This window comes from Rhizobium leguminosarum (assembly GCF_019798305.1).
Lineage (GTDB): Bacteria > Pseudomonadota > Alphaproteobacteria > Rhizobiales > Rhizobiaceae > Rhizobium > Rhizobium leguminosarum_U.
Map to the genome: position 1 here is coordinate 37,350 of NZ_JAAXDD010000021.1, position 17,441 is coordinate 54,790.

A 17,441-nucleotide genomic window follows, 5' to 3' on the forward strand; every position below is an offset into this window, starting at 1 on the left:
CGTCCTTTGGAAGCGCGGCGCTCTAGCTGAGAGCCGCGCTAAATTCAGCGTCCGTCGCAAATTGGCTCGACTCTTTCCGCATTTCGTGTCACTTCGCTGCCATGAGACCGGATATCAAGATCTGTGGTTTGAAGACGCCTGAGGCTGTCGATCGCGCGCTGAAGCGCGGCGCGACCCATATCGGTTTTATCTTCTTCGAAAAGAGCCCACGTTATATCGAGCCAGACCTGGCGGCAAAACTTGCCGAACCTGCGCGCGGCAAGGCGAAGATCGTCGCCGTCGTCGTCGATCCGACCAATGACGAACTCGATGAGATCGTATCGTTGTTGAAGCCGGATATGCTTCAGCTTCACGGCAATGAGAGCCCCGAACATGTGCTGACCATAAAGGCGCTCTATGGTCTGCCCGTGATGAAGGCCTTTTCGGTACGCACGGCAGACGACCTGAAGCGCGTCGAGGCCTATATCGGCATCGCCGACCGTTTCCTCTTCGACGCCAAAGCGCCGAAGGGTTCGGAACTGCCTGGCGGCAACGGTATTTCCTTCGATTGGAGCCTTCTCAGCTGGCTTGACGGCAGCGTCGACTACATGCTTTCCGGCGGGCTGAACAAGGACAATGTCGCCGAGGCGCTTTTCATCACCAAGGCACCGGGTATCGACGTCTCCTCGGGAGTCGAAACCGCGCCTGGCGTGAAAAGCGTCGCGAAGATCGATGAATTTTTTGACGCGGTCGAAAAGGCGAATGCGCCGATGATGGCCTCAGGGAGTTGAGAGTGAACGAGACGCCTAAACCGAATTCCTTCCGTTCCGGCCCCGATGAAGATGGCCGTTTCGGCATTTATGGCGGTCGTTTCGTCGCCGAAACGCTGATGCCGCTGATCCTCGACCTGCAGGATGAGTGGAACAGGGCAAAGAACGATCCGGCATTCCAGGCCGAATTGAAGCATCTCGGCGCGCATTATATCGGCCGCCCGAGCCCGCTCTATTTCGCCGAGCGGCTGACGGCCGAACTCGGCGGCGCGAAGATTTATTTCAAGCGCGAGGAGCTGAACCACACCGGCTCGCACAAGATCAACAACTGCATCGGCCAGATCCTGCTCGCCAAGCGCATGGGCAAGACCCGCATCATCGCCGAAACCGGTGCCGGCCAGCACGGCGTCGCCTCCGCGACCGTTGCAGCCCGCTTTGGCCTTCCTTGCGTCGTCTATATGGGCGCCACCGACGTCGAGCGTCAGGCGCCGAATGTTTTCCGCATGAAGCTGCTCGGCGCGGAAGTCAAACCGGTCACGGCAGGCAGCGGCACGCTGAAGGACGCCATGAACGAGGCGCTTCGCGACTGGGTCACCAATGTCGGGGATACCTATTACCTGATTGGAACGGCAGCCGGCCCGCATCCCTATCCGGAGATGGTCCGCGATTTCCAATCGGTGATCGGCATCGAAGCGAAGGAGCAGATGCTGGCAGCCGAAGGCCGTCTTCCGGATCTGGTCATCGCTGCCGTCGGCGGCGGCTCGAACGCCATCGGCATTTTCCATCCTTTCCTGGATGATCCCTCTGTCAAGATCGTCGGCGTCGAAGCCGGCGGCAAGGGTCTGCAGGGCGACGAACATTGCGCCTCGATCACTGCCGGTTCGCCGGGCGTGCTGCACGGCAACCGCACCTACCTGCTGCAGGATGGTGACGGTCAGATCAAGGAAGGCCATTCGATTTCGGCGGGTCTTGATTATCCCGGCATCGGCCCCGAACATTCCTGGCTGAACGATACCGGCCGCGTCGACTATGTGCCGATCATGGATCACGAAGCGCTCGAGGCTTTCCAGATGCTGACCCGCCTCGAAGGCATCATCCCGGCGCTCGAGCCTTCGCACGCGATTGCCGAGGTGATCAAACGCGCACCGACGATGGGCAAGGACGAGATCATCCTGATGAACCTCTCCGGCCGCGGCGACAAGGATATCTTCACCGTCGGCAAGATTCTGGGAATGGGACTGTAAGACATGACCGCACGCATGGACAAACGCTTTGCCGAGCTGAAGGCCGAGGGCCGTCCGGCGCTTGTGACCTATTTCATGGGCGGCGATCCTGACTACGACACCTCGCTCGGAATCATGAAGGCGCTGCCGGAAGCAGGCTCCGACATCATCGAACTCGGCATGCCCTTTTCCGACCCGATGGCCGACGGCCCGGCGATCCAGCTGGCCGGCCAGCGGGCGCTTAAAGGCGGCCAGACGCTGAAGAAGACGCTGCAGCTGGCCGCCGATTTCCGCAAGACCAACGATGCGACGCCGATCGTGATGATGGGTTACTACAACCCGATCTATATTTACGGCGTCGAGAAATTCCTCGACGACGCGCTCGCCGCCGGCATCGACGGCCTGATCGTTGTCGATCTGCCGCCCGAGATGGATGACGAACTCTGCATTCCGGCGATCCGCAAGGGCATCAATTTCATCCGCCTGGCGACGCCGACAACCGATGAGAAGCGCTTGCCGAAGGTCCTGAAGAACACCTCCGGCTTCGTCTACTACGTCTCCATGAACGGCATCACCGGTTCGGCGTTGCCCGATCCGTCGCTGGTGTCGGGCGCGGTCGAGCGCATCAAGCAGCATACCAAGCTGCCCGTCTGCGTCGGCTTCGGCGTCAAGACGGCGGAACATGCAAAGGTCATCGGCGGCTCGGCCGACGGCGTCGTCGTCGGCACCGCGATCGTCAATCAGGTTGCGACCAGCTTGACGCATGACGGAAAGGCAACGGCGGACACCGTTCAGGCGGTTGCCACGCTGGTGCGCGGTCTTTCCACGGGAACACGTTCGGCGCGCCTTGTTGCTGCCGAATAGTTTGCCCACATTGGCAATAAAGCATGTCGCGCAAAAGTGTGCAGCGGTTTTGCGGCAACGGCATGCGGGAAACTAGGACCTAAGGCGTGGCAGCCAATCTGAAAGATTGCGGCGCGCTTTAGACTATCAGGAGTATTCGAGTTGAACTGGATCACCAACTACGTTCGCCCGCGGATCAATTCCATGCTGGGCCGTCGCGAAGTGCCGGAGAACCTCTGGATCAAGTGCCCGGAAACGGGCGAGATGGTCTTCCACAAGGACCTGGAAGGCAACAAGTGGGTCATTCCGGCGTCCGGTTATCACATGAAGATGCCGGCCAAAGCGCGCCTTATCGATCTTTTCGACAATGGCGAGTTCGAATCGCTGCCGCAGCCGAAGGTCGCGCAGGATCCGCTGAAGTTCCGCGATTCGAAGAAATATAGCGATCGCCTGCGCGACAGCCGCCTGAAGACCGAACAGGAGGATACGATCCTCGCCGGTGTCGGAAAGGTGCAAGGACTGAAACTCGTGGCCGTTGTGCACGAATTCAACTTTATCGGCGGTTCGCTCGGCATGGCCGCCGGCGAGGCGATCGTCAAGGCTTTCGAGCGTGCGACGTCTGAAAAGTGCCCGCTGGTGATGTTCCCCGCTTCCGGCGGGGCGCGCATGCAGGAAGGCATCCTGTCGCTGATGCAGTTGCCGCGCACCACGGTTGCCGTCGACATGCTGAAAGAATCCGGCCAGCCCTATATCGTCGTGCTGACCAACCCGACGACGGGTGGCGTCACCGCCTCCTATGCCATGCTTGGCGATATTCATCTGGCCGAGCCCGGCGCCGAAATCGGCTTTGCCGGCAAGCGCGTGATCGAACAGACGTTGCGTGAAAAACTGCCAGAAGGCTTCCAGACCGCCGAATATCTACTGGAGCATGGTATGGTCGATATGGTCGTCAAACGCCACGATATTCCGGAAACGCTGGCGCGCCTCTTGAAGATCCTGACGAAGAAGCCGGTTTCTGCGGCGAACGACATGAATGGCGGCGCGATTGCCCTGGCGGCGAGCGCCTGATAACCGACAAGCAGGCGGGGTGCCGAATTGATACCCAGAGGCCAAACCGCGGTGAGCGAGGCAGCACAGGAGATCGACAAGCTCATGGGATTGCATCCCAAGGGTTTTGATCTGTCGCTCGATCGCATCACTCGTCTTCTCGATCAACTCGGCAATCCGCACAAGAAACTGCCGCCGGTGATCCATGTCGCCGGCACCAACGGCAAGGGGTCGGTCACCGCCTTTTGCCGCGCCCTGCTCGAAGCCGGCGGCTACAGCGCCCATGTCCACACCTCGCCGCATCTCGTCAATTGGCACGAACGGTACCGCATTGGCGTCAAAGGCGGACGCGGACAGCTTGTCGACGACGCGGTCTTTGCCGAGGCCGTGCGTCGCGTGGCCGTTGCCAATGCAGGACAGCACATCACCGTCTTCGAAATCCTGACGGCGGTCACCTTCATCCTGTTTTCCGAACATCCGGCCGATGCCGCGATCATCGAAGTCGGTCTCGGCGGCCGGTTCGACGCCACCAATGTCATTTCCGATCCGGCCGTCTCGGTGATCATGCCGATTTCGTTGGATCACCAGCCCTATCTCGGCGACAGGGTCGAGCTGATCGCGGCCGAAAAGGCCGGCATCATGAAGCCGGGATTTCCCGTTGTCATCGGTCATCAGGAATATGACGCAGCACTCGATGTGCTGATGTCGACGGCCGAACGGCTGCATTGCCCGAGCGCCGTCTTCGGGCAGGATTTCATGGCGCATGAAGAATATGGCCGGCTCGTCTACCAGGACGAATTCGGCCTGGCCGACCTGCCGCTGCCGCGCCTTCCCGGCCGCCATCAATATGCCAATGCCGCCGCCGCCATTCGTGCCGTAAAGGCGGCGGGTTTCACCGTCACCGAGACGATGATGGAAAAGGCGATGAGTTCGGTCGAATGGTCGGGCCGCCTGCAGCGTCTGAGCGAGGGCCGGCTGCTGTCGCATGCGCCCGCCGGCGCCGAGATCTGGATCGATGGCGGACATAATCCCGGTGCCGGCGAAGTGATCGCCGAAGCCATGGCCAATTTCGAGGAGCGCCAGTCTCGGCCGCTTTTCCTGATTACCGGCATGATCAATACCAAGGATCCGGTCGGCTATTTCAAGGCCTTTACCGGCTTGGTCGAGAAGGTTTTCTGCGTGCCGATCCGCGGCAGCGAAGCGATGATCGACCCGGTGATATTGTCGAATGCGGCTTATGATGCCGGTTTGGTTGCCGAACCGATGTCGACGGTCGGCGATGCGCTGGAAGCGATCAAAGCCGTTCTCGATCCGGAGGCATTGCCGCCGCGCATCCTGGTCGGCGGCTCTCTCTATCTTGTCGGCGACGTACTCGCCGACAACGGCACGCCCCCGAAATGAAGGCTGCGAAATGAAAAAGCCCGGTCGAGCCGGGCTTTTTCGTCAATGTGATACAAATTCGTCGATATCAATCAGGCAGCGCTCGAAATCCAGTTGGAAAGAGCCGTCTTCGGCTTTGCGCCGACCGAGATATCGGCAACTTCGCCGCCCTTGAAGATTGCAAGCGTCGGAATGGAGCGCACACCGAACTGTGCAGCGAGTTCCGGATTCTCATCGATATTCAGCTTGGCGACCTTGACCTTGCCTTCCATCTCGACGGCGATTTCTTCGAGGCTCGGAGCAATCATCTTGCACGGGCCGCACCATTCGGCCCAGAAATCGACGACGACGGGTTCTGCGGATTCCAGAACTTCCGACTGGAAGTTATTGATATCGACTTTTACGGTAGCCATGGGCTGCTCCTTTACCGGAATTGGGTGTTGAACCACATGTGATGGTGCGGTGCCGAATTTTCAATGTCCGGTATTTCACTTTGTCTTGACCGCTGCAAGCGCCAAACCGAGCGCCTTTTCGCTCAGCGTGAAGAGCGAAGCGTTCTCGGTATAGACAAGCATGCAATCGATACGCTTGTCAGGATAGAGCGGCGTCAGGATCTCGCGATAGATCGCCAGCTGCGCCCGGTGCGCGAAGGGGATAGCCTCCTCTGTTGCCGGCGGCACCCGATTGGTCTTGTAGTCGAGAATGACGACGCGATCGGCAAGGACGGCAAGCCGGTCGATGCGGCCGGAGACGGCATAGCGCCGGTCTTCGAGCGTCAATGTTCCCATGATCGAGACCTCGGGCTGGGCCTGCGCACTGAGGACAGCCTGCAGACCTTCCTCGTCCAATAGTTTCAGAACCGAATCGACAAGCTTGCGCCTTTCGGCTTCCGGCCAGAATCGTGCCGCCCTTTCGGCATAGCGGCTCGCCGCATCAGGTCGCTCGCCAAGCGGAATTTCGGGAAGCGCCTGCAGCATGCGATGGATCAGCCTGCCTTTCTCCAGCGAACGATCGCTGCGCTCCTTTTCGCTAAACAGCGGCGAGACGACCAGCAGGCCGCCCTCGTCTTCATCGATGATCGTCCCGGCGCCGGAAGGGCTGAGCGGCCGGGGCAGCTCAGCCTGCGTCGGCAATGGCCGCAACAGGCCGGCCGGCAAGGTCTCCTCGCTGCCACGCTCTTGGCTGCGATCGATGCGTTCGAAGCGTCGTTCCACCCGCGGCACGCGCCATTTGATGCCCGGCCATTCCCCATCGGAACCGGAGAATATGGTCGCCTCCACATGCGGATGGTCGTCGCGCAATGCCGTCGAAATCATCATATGCCAAGTGTCATTGTTCACACGCACGCCACGATAGCCGCAGACGACCAGCCGGTCGGCGGCGCGCGTCATGGCGACATAGAGCAACCGGCGGTATTCTTCTTCCGCCAGCATCTGGATACGCGCGGCATCGTCCTGGGTCAGCGAATTGGCAAGATCGGAGACAGGAACCCAGACGGGCATCGGCGGCTCGTCGACACCGGTCTCGATCAGGCGAAGCTTCGGCAGATGCGTATGGGTGAAGGCCTTCGAACCACCGTCGACAAGGAAAACGATCGGTGCTTCAAGACCCTTGGAGGCATGCACCGTCATGATCCGCACCTCGTTGCGCCCCTTGTCCTGCTCGCGCTTCATTACCGGGGCTTCGAGTTCCAGCGTCGAGATGAAGGATTGCAGACCGGGAAGGCCGGAGCTCTCATGGTCGAGCGTGAAGGTCAGGAATTCGTCGAGGATATCGCTGACCTCGGTGCCGAGGCGGGCAAGGAATTGCCGCCGCCCGCCATAGCTGCTCAGCACGCGCGCATAGAAATCATGGACCGACAGGCTCCTGGACTGCCGGAGAAACAGCTCCAGCCTCTCGACGGCAGCGCGAAAACGCTCGGTGCCGTCGGCGGCGAAGCTTTTGAGATGGCTCCAGACGCTTTCACTGTCGCCGCGCAATGCGGCGATCGCAAAGATGTCGTCCTCGGAGAGATCGAAAAGCGGGCTCTTGAGCACGGCGGCGAGCGAAAGATCGTCTTCCGGCAGAAGCAGGAAACGGCCGAGCGCCAGCAGATCCTGCACGGCGATATGGCTGGTCAGCACCAGCCTGTCCGCACCGGCGACGGGAATATCGCCGCGGCGCTTCAACGCGCGCGTCAACGCATTGACGAAGGCATCGCGCTTGCGCACCAGCACCAGGATGTCGCCGGCCTCGATCAGGCGCTCCTCGCCTTTGTCGATGATGGTTTCACGGCCAACAAGCGTGCCGATCGAGTGGGCGATCCGCCGCGCGAGGATTGCGGCCGGCGCGCTTTCCGGCGTCGCGTCGAAGGGCGCCGTCCAGTCCTCTTCCTTCACCACTGCTTCCGGCGCAACCATCTCCCAGAGATCGACGGCGCCGGGATGTCCGATGCGGCTGGAACGATGCACGACCGGTTCGCCGAGCGCGCTAAGGCCGCGCGCGTTCTCGGGTGTCTTGAAAATGTGGTCGACCGCCTCGAGCACGTCGGCAGTCGAGCGGAACGACAGCGGCAGCCGCACCGAAGAAAAACTCTGCCCGCTATCGGAAACGCGCCGCCGCGTCCGGTCGCTCTCCTCGGAAAAACGCTCGGGCCTTGCCCCCTGGAAGGAATAGATCGACTGCTTTTCGTCGCCGACGGCAAAAAGCGTGCGCACGATCGGCCGGGCGCTTTCGCCGGAGAAGAAATCTTCGGCGAGCGACTGGATGACGCTCCACTGGATCGGGCTGGTATCCTGCGCCTCGTCGACGAGGATATGGTCGATGCCGCGATCGAGCTTGTAGTGGATCCAGGGACCGACGCCACTTTTGGTCAGCAGGTCGGCGGTGCGGGTGATCAGGTCCTCGAAATCGAGCTGGCTGCGCTGCTTCTTCAACTCCTCATAGTCGTGATTCAGCCGATCGGCGAGCACGAGCGCTGCATGTGTGGCGCCGTACATCCGCATCAGTTTCAGTCGGTCGCGGCTTGCTGCGACATGCGCTCGGGCAATGGCGATGGCCTCCGCCAGCTGCGGTGCCTCGGCAAGCATGGCCTTGACGAAGAATTGCGAGTCCGCCTTGGGCTCGCCCTTCAGGGTCAGAAAGATTTTCTCGAGAAATTGCGCGCGCCTTGCGTCATCGCGCTCCCGTCCGGCGAGCCTGAGGCCATAGGCAACCTCCTGCGCCTTCGCACCGCCCTTCTGGTCGGCAAGCGAGAGATAAAGCTCCAGCGTACCGCCCGAAAGCTCCGGCAAAGGCCAATATTGCGCTGCAATTCTTTCTTCCGTGTCGCCGACGGCAAGGCCGAGCCTTTTGCGCAGGACCTTCTCCACACCTCCTTGCTGTTCGGCCGTCGCGGTGAAACGACGAATGGCATTGCGGTTGGCGACGATGTCGCCGAGCAGGTTCTCCAGCCCGGATTCGTCGCCGAGATTGAGCACGTAGGCGAATGCCTCGGCAAGGGCGCTGTCTTCGTCAGGTGCCGTTGCCGTCAGCAGCGCCCGGCGCGCATCGGAAAGCAGCGCCACCGCCGCGCGATCGTCGAGAACCGAAAAATGCCCGGCAACGTTGGCCTCCAGCGGGAACTGATGCAGCAGTGCCTCGCAAAAGGCATGGATCGTCTGGATCTTCAGTCCGCCGGGTGTTTCCAGCGCCTTGGCAAACAGCCGGCGTGCCTCGGCAAGCTTCAGTCCGTCGGGAGCCGTGCCTTCGATCTGTGTGATGCGCCGGCCGAGGTCCTCATCGTCAAGCACCACCCATTCCGCCAGCCGTTCGAAGACGCGGTTCGACATTTCCGACGCTGCGGCCTTGGTGTAGGTGAGGCATAAAATGGCGGAAGGCCGCGCACCTGATAGCAGCAGCCGGATGACGCGCTGTGTCAGCACATGCGTCTTGCCGGACCCGGCATTGGCCGAGACCCATGCTGAACGCAGCGGATCGGAGGCAATCGCTTGCTGGATCGTCGTCCAGCCGATCCAGGCGCCCGGATCGTCATCGTTGGGAAGGGCGGTCACATCACTCATCGCCGCCCTCTTCGGTTTCGGCCGTCGACCATTCGGAGACGCGGGCGAGATGATCATAGTCGCCGCCGAAATCGAATTGCTGGGCCGGGATCAGCCGCGAGGTAAAGCCTCTTTCGCTGGATTGCAGCAATCCCACGAATTTGACCAGCTGGTCGATCGATTCGGCGGCGAGATCCATCGCCGATTTCGCCTTGTCGCTGCGGACCGCGCTCTCGTTGTTGACGGTATCGACTTGAAAGCGATTTCCCGGGCGCAGACGCACATAGAGAAGATCCTGCGGCACGAGGCTGCCGGCATCGCGAAAAGCGCCGGCGCTCAAGGCCGCCGCTTCAAGCGCAAGCTGCGGATCGAGAAGCACGCGCGCCTGCGCCGGTGAGGGATTGTAGCCAGTCTTGTAGTCGATGATATCGGCCGAGTGTGGTCCTGTTATGTCGATCCGGTCTGCGACGCCGGTGAGCCGGATATTGATTGGCTCCAGCTCCATGCCGCCCCGCACCTCCGTCAGCGTTTTTAGGATGCCATGCCGGCGTCCAGCCTCCCATTCGAGGAAGGCGCGGGCCACCGCGCGAAAGCGCGGCCGCCACACGGCATCGATATGCGGCGGCAACTTTTCCATGTCGAAAAGCTCGGAAAGGACGTGCTCCATCGCCGCTGCCGCATCCGGCGTGCCGGCGATATGGGCTTCGCGGATGAACCGGTCGATGATCTTGTGGTAGAGCGTTCCGCGTTCGGCCGCACCCGGATCGCTATTGAACGGGTCGACCGGGTCGAGCCGCAGGATGCGACGGGCAAAGATGGCATAGGGATCTCGGCGCAGCCGGCCGACTTCGCTGAAGGAATAGGATTTCGGCTGCAGCGCCAGCGGCGGTTTCGGCGAGGGTCGTTGCGCCGGCGCTTGGGCCTCGCCTCGATCGATGAGAGCGGCCCATTGGAGAAACCGACCACCGCGAGCCCTCAATTCCGCTTCGAACGCCTCTCCGCCGAGCGCCAGCAGCCGCTGCAGCCAACGCGAGGCAACGGTCGGCGTCGAGCCCTGGCGCAGCGCGCGCGAATAGATCAGATGGCGTGTGCCGTTTGCCATCTCGAAATCATGCGCCAGCTGGCCGATGCGCCGCTCCGGCGGCTCGAGGCCGATTTCCGTCTTCATCATTCGCGGAATGAAGGGATTGTTAGCGGTCTGTCCCGGCCAGGTGCCTTCGTTCAGGCCGCCGAGGATCAACGTATCGACGCTCTGCAGGCGGGCTTCCAGCGTGCCGAAGATGAAGAGGCGAGGATGGCTGAGCGCCCGTGGCTTCACCGCATGACCGGCGGCAAGAGCTGCCATGATGTCGATCCATTGCGGTCCGTCGGCCTCCATCTGGCCGTCCGTGTCGATCACTTCACCGAGCAGGGCGGCGAGGGCATCTCCCGCTTCGTTCGACCAGAGATCGGCGAGATTGCCGTGCGGATCGACTGCGATTGCTTCCAGCGAACGGCCGGTGCGCTCTGCCCATTCGGACAATGTGAAGCGCACTGTTCTTCCGCGATCTTCCGCCCGCTCCCGCATCAGTGCCGAAGCCAGAGGCTCGGTTGCTTGTGTGACCCGCCGGGCAAGGTCGTATGCGGCGTCCGCGGCCTCGGGCGAAAGCGCTTTTCGCCATTGCGGCGCGTGCCTGTCCAGGGCCTGTTCGGCAAGTTGGTGGGCGAGCAGCGGTTCCAGCGTGCTGATATCCACCTCTGCCACGCCGCCGCGCAGTGCCAGCAGCTCGAGCGCCTCGGTAGCGGAAATCAATGCGCCGCGCTCCAGGCCGAAGCGGGCAAGCGGATGTTTGAGTAGCGAGACGATCGCCACCGGATCGCCCGGCCGCAGCGCTGCCTCCAGCAGCAATTGCAGCAAGGTGCCCTGCGGCATGGCCGAAAGCGGTGTGCCGGCCGAATCGTCGGCGAGGATGCCGAAGCGGGAAAGCTCGGCCATCACCCGCCGCGCGAGATTGCGGTCCGGAGTGATGAGTGCTGCCCGGCTCTCGCTGTCCTGTCCCGGCCTCTCCAACGCAAGCCGGAGCGCGATGGCAATGGCGGTTGCTTCCTCGCGCTCATTGGCGGCTTCAATCAGCGAGATATCAGAAAAGGCAGAAGACAGCGCGCCTGCCGGCAGGTCGTTTTTCCACGCTCCCCAGTCGCTGGTCGCCTCCGCCGGGGCAAGTGCCCGCGACACGATTTCGGCACGCCGCTCAACATCGGCCTCCGGTCTGTCGAGCAGCGTGACGTCGGCCCGCGTCAGCTTCAGCCGCTTGAGCAGAGACGACAGACCATATTGCGGATGGCTCCGGCTTGCCGGATTGGCATGTTGGCCGGGCGCCGGTTCCGGCGCGACCATCTGCCAGTGCTTCTCGGGCATGGAGAGATCGAGGCCCGGAAGCACGATCACACCTTCCGGCAGATGGGCGACGGCGGCGATGAGATCGGCGGTGGCGGGAACGGAACCCGTCGAACCGGCGATGATGATCGGCCCGGCGGGTTTCGTTGCCGAAAGCCGGCTTGCTTCGGCCCGGAGAATGGCGTTTCTGTGCCGCGCCGGCGAGGATTTGCCGAGTTCGGAAAGCCGCTCGGGCCAGAAGGCGCTGGCGATCTGCAGGAACTCCGCCGTCAACTGCCACCAGGCGGCATAATCGCCGGTATCGAGTTTCGACAGCTCCGACCAGTCGAGATCCTCGGTCTCGATGGAATCGATCAACTCGGCAAGATTGCGGGCGAGCCAGATCGCATCCGCCGGGCTTGCCGGCGCGACGAGCGGCGAGTCCGAGTGAATGTGGCGGACGATCTCCGGCAGCTTGTTTCGCCAGGCCAGGATCAGACGCGCCAGCTCCAGCAGACGGGCGGTATTCGACAGCGGCTGGGCGAGATCGATCGTTGCCGGCAGCGCCTCGTCGAAATAGCCACTATCGTCATCGGTTTCGCCAAGCGGACGGATGACGGGGAGGATCGCCGAGCGGCCGCCGAGCAGGTCGACGAATTCGGACCGCAGCACACGCACGGCGCGCCGGGTCGGCAGGTAGATCGTCACTTTGGCAAGCGATAGCGGATCATCGGCGTCGTGCCGGAAAATCGGCGTCAATCGGCCGTCGCAAAGTGTCGTCGCCAGCGTTTTCAGGAAGGAGAGGCCCGCCGGGATCGTCAGGATGCGTGGCTGGTGCCGCTCCGCCATGGCTTACGCAAACGCCCGTAATCGCCGGATCGTTTCCTCTGCCTCGCCGATCGCTTCCGGCGTGCCGACCGTCAGCCAGTGGCCTTCGAGCACCATGCCGAAAAGCCGTCCGCGCGCGATCGCCTTGTCGAAATAGAGATTGAGGTTGAAGGCATCCTTCGGTGCATCGTCGAGCAACGACGGGTTCATGACGATCGCTCCGGCATAGACGACGGGATTGGACGGATCGTCACGATAACGCGTCAGCCGGCCATCGGTTGCCAGGCTGAAGTCGTTCTTGCCGTTGTGACCCGTCGTATCCTCGATCCCAACGCAAAGCAGCGCCATGTCCATGCGCTCGGCATCGAAGAATCCGGCTAAACGTTGTAGGTTCGTCGGTCGCCCCGGCTGTTCGCCGATCCAGAAGAGATCGGCATTCATGACGAAGATATTGTCGCGGCTAAGCAACCTCAGCCCCTTCGCCAAGCCGCCGCCGGAATTCATCAGCGCGTCCCGCTCGTCTGATATGACGATGTCGAGGCCGTGATAATTCCCGAGATGGTCGAGCATCTGGTCGGCGTGGTGGTGAACGTTGACGACGGCGCGTTCGATGCCGGCCGCCACCAGGCAATCCAGTGCGTAGTCGATCATCGGCTTGCCGTCGATCTTCACCAGCGGCTTCGGGATCGTATCGGTGATCGGGCGCATGCGGGTTCCGAGACCCGCGGCCAGTACCATGGCTTGTCTGATGGTCATTCTGATCCGGAACTTATGATTCGCTCTGGCCTATTCCAGCCCTTGCGCACCAATCGCGCAAGGGGGCAAGCGTTTCATGCTGAAGCGCGACGTTCAGATAGGAAAGCGTGCGCGGCATGTGTTTCAGGTAGCCCGGCTTGCCGTCGCGCTGCAACAAGCGCACCCAAAGACCGGCAAGCTTGCAATTGCGCTGCGCCGACATGATCGCCCAGGCCTTCATAAATCCCGCTTCGTCGAAACCGCCCTGTCCGTGGCGAAGCGTCAGATAATCATCCATCAGCTGCCGGAAGAGGTCCGGCTCGATCGTCACGCGCGCATCCTGGACGATCGAGGCAAGGTCGTAGGCCGTCGGGCCGATCATCGCGTCCTGGAAATCGATGAGGCCGATCTTGCGAATACCGCTTTCATGTTCGCGCCAGATGATGTTCGGCGAATGGAAGTCGCGCAGCAGCAGGTTGTTCTCGGCCGTTGCGAGCTCGTCGATGAGCGCGTCCCAGATCGCCAGATATTCCGTCCGTTCGGCTTCCGTTGCGGGTGCGCCCTGGCGCTTCCAGGGCAGGTGCCAGTCGAGCACCAGCCGCACCTCCATCTTCATCGCCGTCCGGTCGAAATCGGGAATATGGTGGATATGGCCCTTTCCAACGGGGATGTCTTGCGGAAATTCCAGGGCGTGCAGCTTAGCCAGGCAGGCAACGCTTTCGCGATAGCGTTCTGTAACCGGCTGTCCCTGCGCATCCAGCACGCCTTCGCTGCCGAGATCTTCGATCAGCAGGATACCCTTATTATAATCCACCTTGTAGACTTCGGGCGCCGCAAAACCATCCGTGCGCAGCGTATCGGCGATCGCCACGAAGGGATAGGCGTTTTCGGCAAGATGCGCGACTTTGGGATAGGGTTTGCCGTCGAGAACCGGCGGGCCTTCAGCAAGCGGCGGCCAGTCCATCAGGATGATGCGTTGGTTCCCGGCTTGCGGATAGATCGCCTCATAGGCGCGCAGCGAGGCATCACCGGTCAAGAAGCGGCGTCTCGCGGCGGGGTAACCGCCGGCATCAAGGAAATCGCGGATCGCCAGGACGCGGCGGATGCGTGTTTTTTGCGCGCCAGCGGCTTCGATCGTTGCCCGGCGGCCGCTGCCTTCGTGCGCCAGCGTCAGCGTGATGCGCTGCGCGGGCAGTTCGCTCAGCGCCATCTCAGGCCATTCGACGAGACAGATACCGTCCTGCAGCGCCTCGTCGAAGCCAAGCTCCGTCAGTTCGGCCGGATCACCGAGCCGGTAGAGATCGAAATGCGAAACGGCGATGCGCAGATCGTAGGATTGCACCAGCGTGAAGGTCGGGCTCGGGACCTCAAGCCCCTCGTCATCGGCCATGGCGCGCAGGATCGCGCGGGCGAGCGAGGATTTCCCCGCGCCGAGATCGCCGGAAAGGGCGATGCAATCGCCGGCCTTCAGGGCCAGTGCCAGGTCCTCGCCGAGGCGGATGGTAGCCGCCTCGTCTTTCAGGAAAAGCGAGATCGCATCACTGGTCGTCATTCGGCGGCGGCGGAATGCGGGACATCGACCGAGGGGATACGGCAGACGACGGTCGTGCCCTTGCCCGGCTCGCTGTCGATCGTCACATCGCCATGATGCAGACTGACGAAGCTGTCGACGATCGAGAGGCCGAGGCCGGCGCCGCCGCGTTTGCCGCTTTTCGCTCCCGTGGCAAAACGGTCGAAGACGGTCGCGATCATGTCAGGTGAGATGCCGGGGCCGCGATCGCTGACGGCGAAGACGAAATCCGTGCCTTCGCGACGGCATTCCAGCGAGATCGAGGTGCCTTCGGGCGAGAAATTCGCCGCATTGGACAGAAGCTTCAGAAGGATCTGCTTCAGACGCTGCGGATCGGCAACGATCGAGCCGAGATAGGCAGGAGCGGTGATTTCAAGCGCGACGCCGCTTTCGTGGAGGCGATCGGCGATCTGCATCGAGACGTCGTCGAGCAGATCGTTGAGATCGATATCCGCATAATTGAGGCGCATGATGCCGGCGTCGACGGTCGCAAGGTCGAGAATATCGTTGACGAGCGTCAACAGAACCGAGGACGAGGTCGAGATGTGGTCGATATATTCGGCCTGCCGTTCGGTAAGCGGCCCGACGCCCGGCGTACGCAGGAGATCGGTGAAGCCGATGATGTTGGTCAGTGGCGAACGCAGTTCATAGGAAACGTGCTGGACGAAGTCGTTCTTCAGCTCGTCGGCCTTGCGCAGTGCTTCGTTCTTCTCGGTCAGCGCGCGCTCGGCACGCACGCTGTCCGTCATGTTGACGAAGGTCAGCATGGTCTGGGCGTTCGGCAGCGGGATGACGGCGTAGTCGAGCACGAGGCCAGAGAAGAGTTCCAGCGTTCCCTGGCCCGAGCGGCGTTCGTCGTCGAAGCTGGTGATCAGTTCCGCGAAGGTCTTCCAGCCGTCCGGCCGGTCATAGGACGGCGCGCAGGCCTCGCCCAGCGCACGGATATGGGTGCCGGGCTTGGCTTGGGTTTCGGTGATCCCCCAGAGCGCACGGAAGGCCGGGTTGGAAAGTCGGATGCGTCCATCAGGACCGAAAACCGCCACACCTTCGGAAAGGTGGTCGATCGTTTCGCCCTGCACCTTGACCAGCGTGTTGTAGCGCGTTTCGAGATCGACCTGCTCGGTCAGATTTTCGAACACCCAGGTGGCGCCGCCCTGCGGATGAGCGGTGGCGAAGACCCGCAACGTCTGTCCGTTGGGCAGGTGCCAAAGATCCGTTTGCGTGTCGAGCGCGCGATAAACGGAAAGCGCCGCCTCCTTCCAGCTTTTCCAGTTGAGCTGGTCCGGCAACTTCTTGGCGGCGCGCAGCCGCTCGAGCAACTCGCTATTGTCCGGCCGGCCTTCGAGGAAGGCGATATCCAGTTCCCAGAGCGCGACGAAGGCCTGATTGTAGAATTGCAGCCGGCGCTCGCCGTCGAAGATGGCAACCGGCGTGGCGAGATGGTCGAGCGTTTCGGCATGGCTCTTCAGCGTCCGTTCCAGCTCGGCGCGCACTGCCTCTATGTCGGATACATCGATCGCGATGCCGGCCGAACCGCCGGGAACCCTGACGTCGACGACGTCGAAGAATGTCCGATTGCCGCGCACGACGGTCGAGATCTTGTCGTGGAAGGGCGATTCCGGCGTCGTCGTGGCACGAATTCGTTCGCGCGCGACGGTCGTCAGCATCTCGCGGCCTTCATTGATCGCCTGCTGCGGCGATCGCGCTTCGACCGCCTCGCCATAAGCCTGGTTGACCCAGGTCAGGCGGCCCACCGGATCGCGCTGCCAGGCCGGCATGTCGATCGAGTCCAGCATGGTCTGGAAGGCAGAGATCGAGGTCATCAGCCGGTCGCGCTCGATCCTGAGCTCTGCGAGCTCGGCGCGCAGATTGTTGAGCGCCACGAAACGGACGAACGCGCGCCCGCCGGAAACCCGGCCCTGCGCCTCGAGGATTTCGTCGCGGATGGTTTCGACCACCATGTCGAAGCTCTGCGCCTCGTCGCGCAACCGGTCGATCGCCTTTTCCAACTCGGAAGCCGAACGTGACTTCAGCCACAGGCCGAAGGCCAGGAATTCGCCGTCCTGCGGCGCGCCGGTCTCGGGCGGAAGCTGGCCGAGCAGTTCGGGGCGCGCATTGCCGTCCCAGATGACGATCCGCCGGTTCTTGTCGGCGATCAGAGCCTGGTATTGCGAAATGCGCTGCTGGGCATCGGAGAGCGCTGAGCGGATTTCCCGGCTCTCGTTTTCCAGATTGCCGCGCTGACGCACCAGCCACAGCGTCGACAGCAGCGCTGCCGATATGACGCCGATGACGACGGAAACACCGATCACCTGCGAGGATGTGAAGAGGTGAGTCGAGGCCGCCGCCTGCTGCTCCGCCTGTGCCAGAGCCGGCCGCGCCAGCGCGGCAAGCGCCGTGCCGGCGGCGCAGCTTTTCAGGAAGCGCGCCAGTGGTCCGTGCTCTTGCTTTGCGGCCTCGTGTGCCGTTGCAAATTTATATCCTCGGCCTGCCATGAGCGGGCGGTGATCGGCGCGACCGCCATCATCCGCCTGACCGGGCAGGCTGCTTCTTATTTCCGACATCCGCGGTATGTCTCCGTCCTTCAATGTGCCGCATTACGACAAGACATCCCATTTTCGCAGCGGTCGGACAGGGTCCGGCGCCACGAATCAAGTCTTAAAACAATACTTCGGAAGGGAATTTGCGGGA

General features: G+C 62.2%; 11 protein-coding genes. 5 read left to right on the top strand and 6 right to left on the bottom strand.

The window, feature by feature from the left end; translation table 11 throughout:
• Positions 1 to 101 precede the first annotated feature (101 nt).
• The 5 genes from HFO99_RS29685 (at position 102) to HFO99_RS29705 (ending at position 5,263) form a co-directional block, all read left to right on the top strand.
• Entirely contained in the window at positions 102 to 770 is a 669-nt protein-coding gene (locus HFO99_RS29685; protein ID WP_222365253.1) for a phosphoribosylanthranilate isomerase, read from the top strand.
• A 2-nt stretch (positions 771 to 772) separates the two neighbouring features.
• The gene (gene trpB, locus HFO99_RS29690) at positions 773 to 1,993 is read left to right on the top strand and encodes a tryptophan synthase subunit beta (RefSeq protein ID WP_222365255.1); all 1,221 of its coding nucleotides are present in this window, start codon (positions 773 to 775) and stop codon (positions 1,991 to 1,993) included.
• 3 nt (positions 1,994 to 1,996) lie between these two features.
• Positions 1,997 to 2,836, top strand: a complete 840-nt coding sequence (trpA, locus tag HFO99_RS29695; RefSeq protein ID WP_029874599.1) for a tryptophan synthase subunit alpha — start codon at positions 1,997 to 1,999, stop codon at positions 2,834 to 2,836.
• 141 nt (positions 2,837 to 2,977) lie between these two features.
• Entirely contained in the window at positions 2,978 to 3,883 is a 906-nt protein-coding gene (gene accD, locus HFO99_RS29700) for an acetyl-CoA carboxylase, carboxyltransferase subunit beta (RefSeq protein ID WP_017962644.1), read from the top strand.
• A gap of 27 nt (positions 3,884 to 3,910) precedes the next feature.
• Positions 3,911 to 5,263 carry a bifunctional folylpolyglutamate synthase/dihydrofolate synthase gene (locus HFO99_RS29705; protein ID WP_222365257.1) on the top strand — a complete coding sequence of 451 codons (1,353 nt, stop codon included), beginning with the start codon at positions 3,911 to 3,913 and terminating at the stop codon, positions 5,261 to 5,263.
• Between the two features lie 71 nt (positions 5,264 to 5,334).
• Here the strand turns inward: HFO99_RS29705 and trxA are convergent, their stop codons facing one another.
• From trxA to HFO99_RS29735, 6 genes are all read right to left on the bottom strand, one after another.
• Positions 5,335 to 5,655, bottom strand: a complete 321-nt coding sequence (gene trxA, locus HFO99_RS29710) for a thioredoxin (RefSeq protein ID WP_003544118.1) — start codon at positions 5,653 to 5,655, stop codon at positions 5,335 to 5,337.
• Between the two features lie 75 nt (positions 5,656 to 5,730).
• Positions 5,731 to 9,282, bottom strand: a complete 3,552-nt coding sequence (gene addA, locus HFO99_RS29715) for a double-strand break repair helicase AddA (RefSeq protein WP_222365259.1) — start codon at positions 9,280 to 9,282, stop codon at positions 5,731 to 5,733.
• Positions 9,275 to 12,466 carry a double-strand break repair protein AddB gene (gene addB, locus HFO99_RS29720; protein WP_222365260.1) on the bottom strand — a complete coding sequence of 1,064 codons (3,192 nt, stop codon included), beginning with the start codon at positions 12,464 to 12,466 and terminating at the stop codon, positions 9,275 to 9,277. Before addB ends, addA begins: the two co-directional genes overlap by 8 nt.
• Before the next feature lie 3 nt (positions 12,467 to 12,469).
• A complete protein-coding gene (locus HFO99_RS29725; protein ID WP_222365263.1) occupies positions 12,470 to 13,201 on the bottom strand; it encodes a nucleotidyltransferase family protein in 732 nt (243 codons plus the stop codon).
• A 13-nt stretch (positions 13,202 to 13,214) separates the two neighbouring features.
• Complete coding sequence (tsaE, locus tag HFO99_RS29730; RefSeq protein WP_222365265.1) at positions 13,215 to 14,732, bottom strand: tRNA (adenosine(37)-N6)-threonylcarbamoyltransferase complex ATPase subunit type 1 TsaE; 1,518 nt, start codon at positions 14,730 to 14,732, stop codon at positions 13,215 to 13,217.
• Positions 14,729 to 17,314, bottom strand: a complete 2,586-nt coding sequence (locus HFO99_RS29735) for a PAS domain-containing sensor histidine kinase (protein WP_222365267.1) — start codon at positions 17,312 to 17,314, stop codon at positions 14,729 to 14,731. Before HFO99_RS29735 ends, tsaE begins: the two co-directional genes overlap by 4 nt.
• Between the last annotated feature and the right edge of the window lie 127 nt (positions 17,315 to 17,441).

Excerpts from the sequence above, each read along its gene's own strand:
- HFO99_RS29685 (WP_222365253.1), top strand. The coding sequence starts at position 102 with ATGAGACCGGATATCAAGATCTGTGGTTTGAAGACGCCTGAGGCTGTC.
- trpA (WP_029874599.1), top strand. The coding sequence starts at position 1,997 with ATGACCGCACGCATGGACAAACGCTTTGCCGAGCTGAAGGCCGAGGGC.
- trxA (WP_003544118.1), bottom strand. The coding sequence starts at position 5,655 with ATGGCTACCGTAAAAGTCGATATCAATAACTTCCAGTCGGAAGTTCTG.
- addA (WP_222365259.1), bottom strand. The coding sequence starts at position 9,282 with ATGAGTGATGTGACCGCCCTTCCCAACGATGACGATCCGGGCGCCTGG.
- addB (WP_222365260.1), bottom strand. The coding sequence starts at position 12,466 with ATGGCGGAGCGGCACCAGCCACGCATCCTGACGATCCCGGCGGGCCTC.
- HFO99_RS29725 (WP_222365263.1), bottom strand. The coding sequence starts at position 13,201 with ATGACCATCAGACAAGCCATGGTACTGGCCGCGGGTCTCGGAACCCGC.
- tsaE (WP_222365265.1), bottom strand. The coding sequence starts at position 14,732 with ATGACGACCAGTGATGCGATCTCGCTTTTCCTGAAAGACGAGGCGGCT.
- HFO99_RS29735 (WP_222365267.1), bottom strand. The coding sequence starts at position 17,314 with ATGTCGGAAATAAGAAGCAGCCTGCCCGGTCAGGCGGATGATGGCGGT.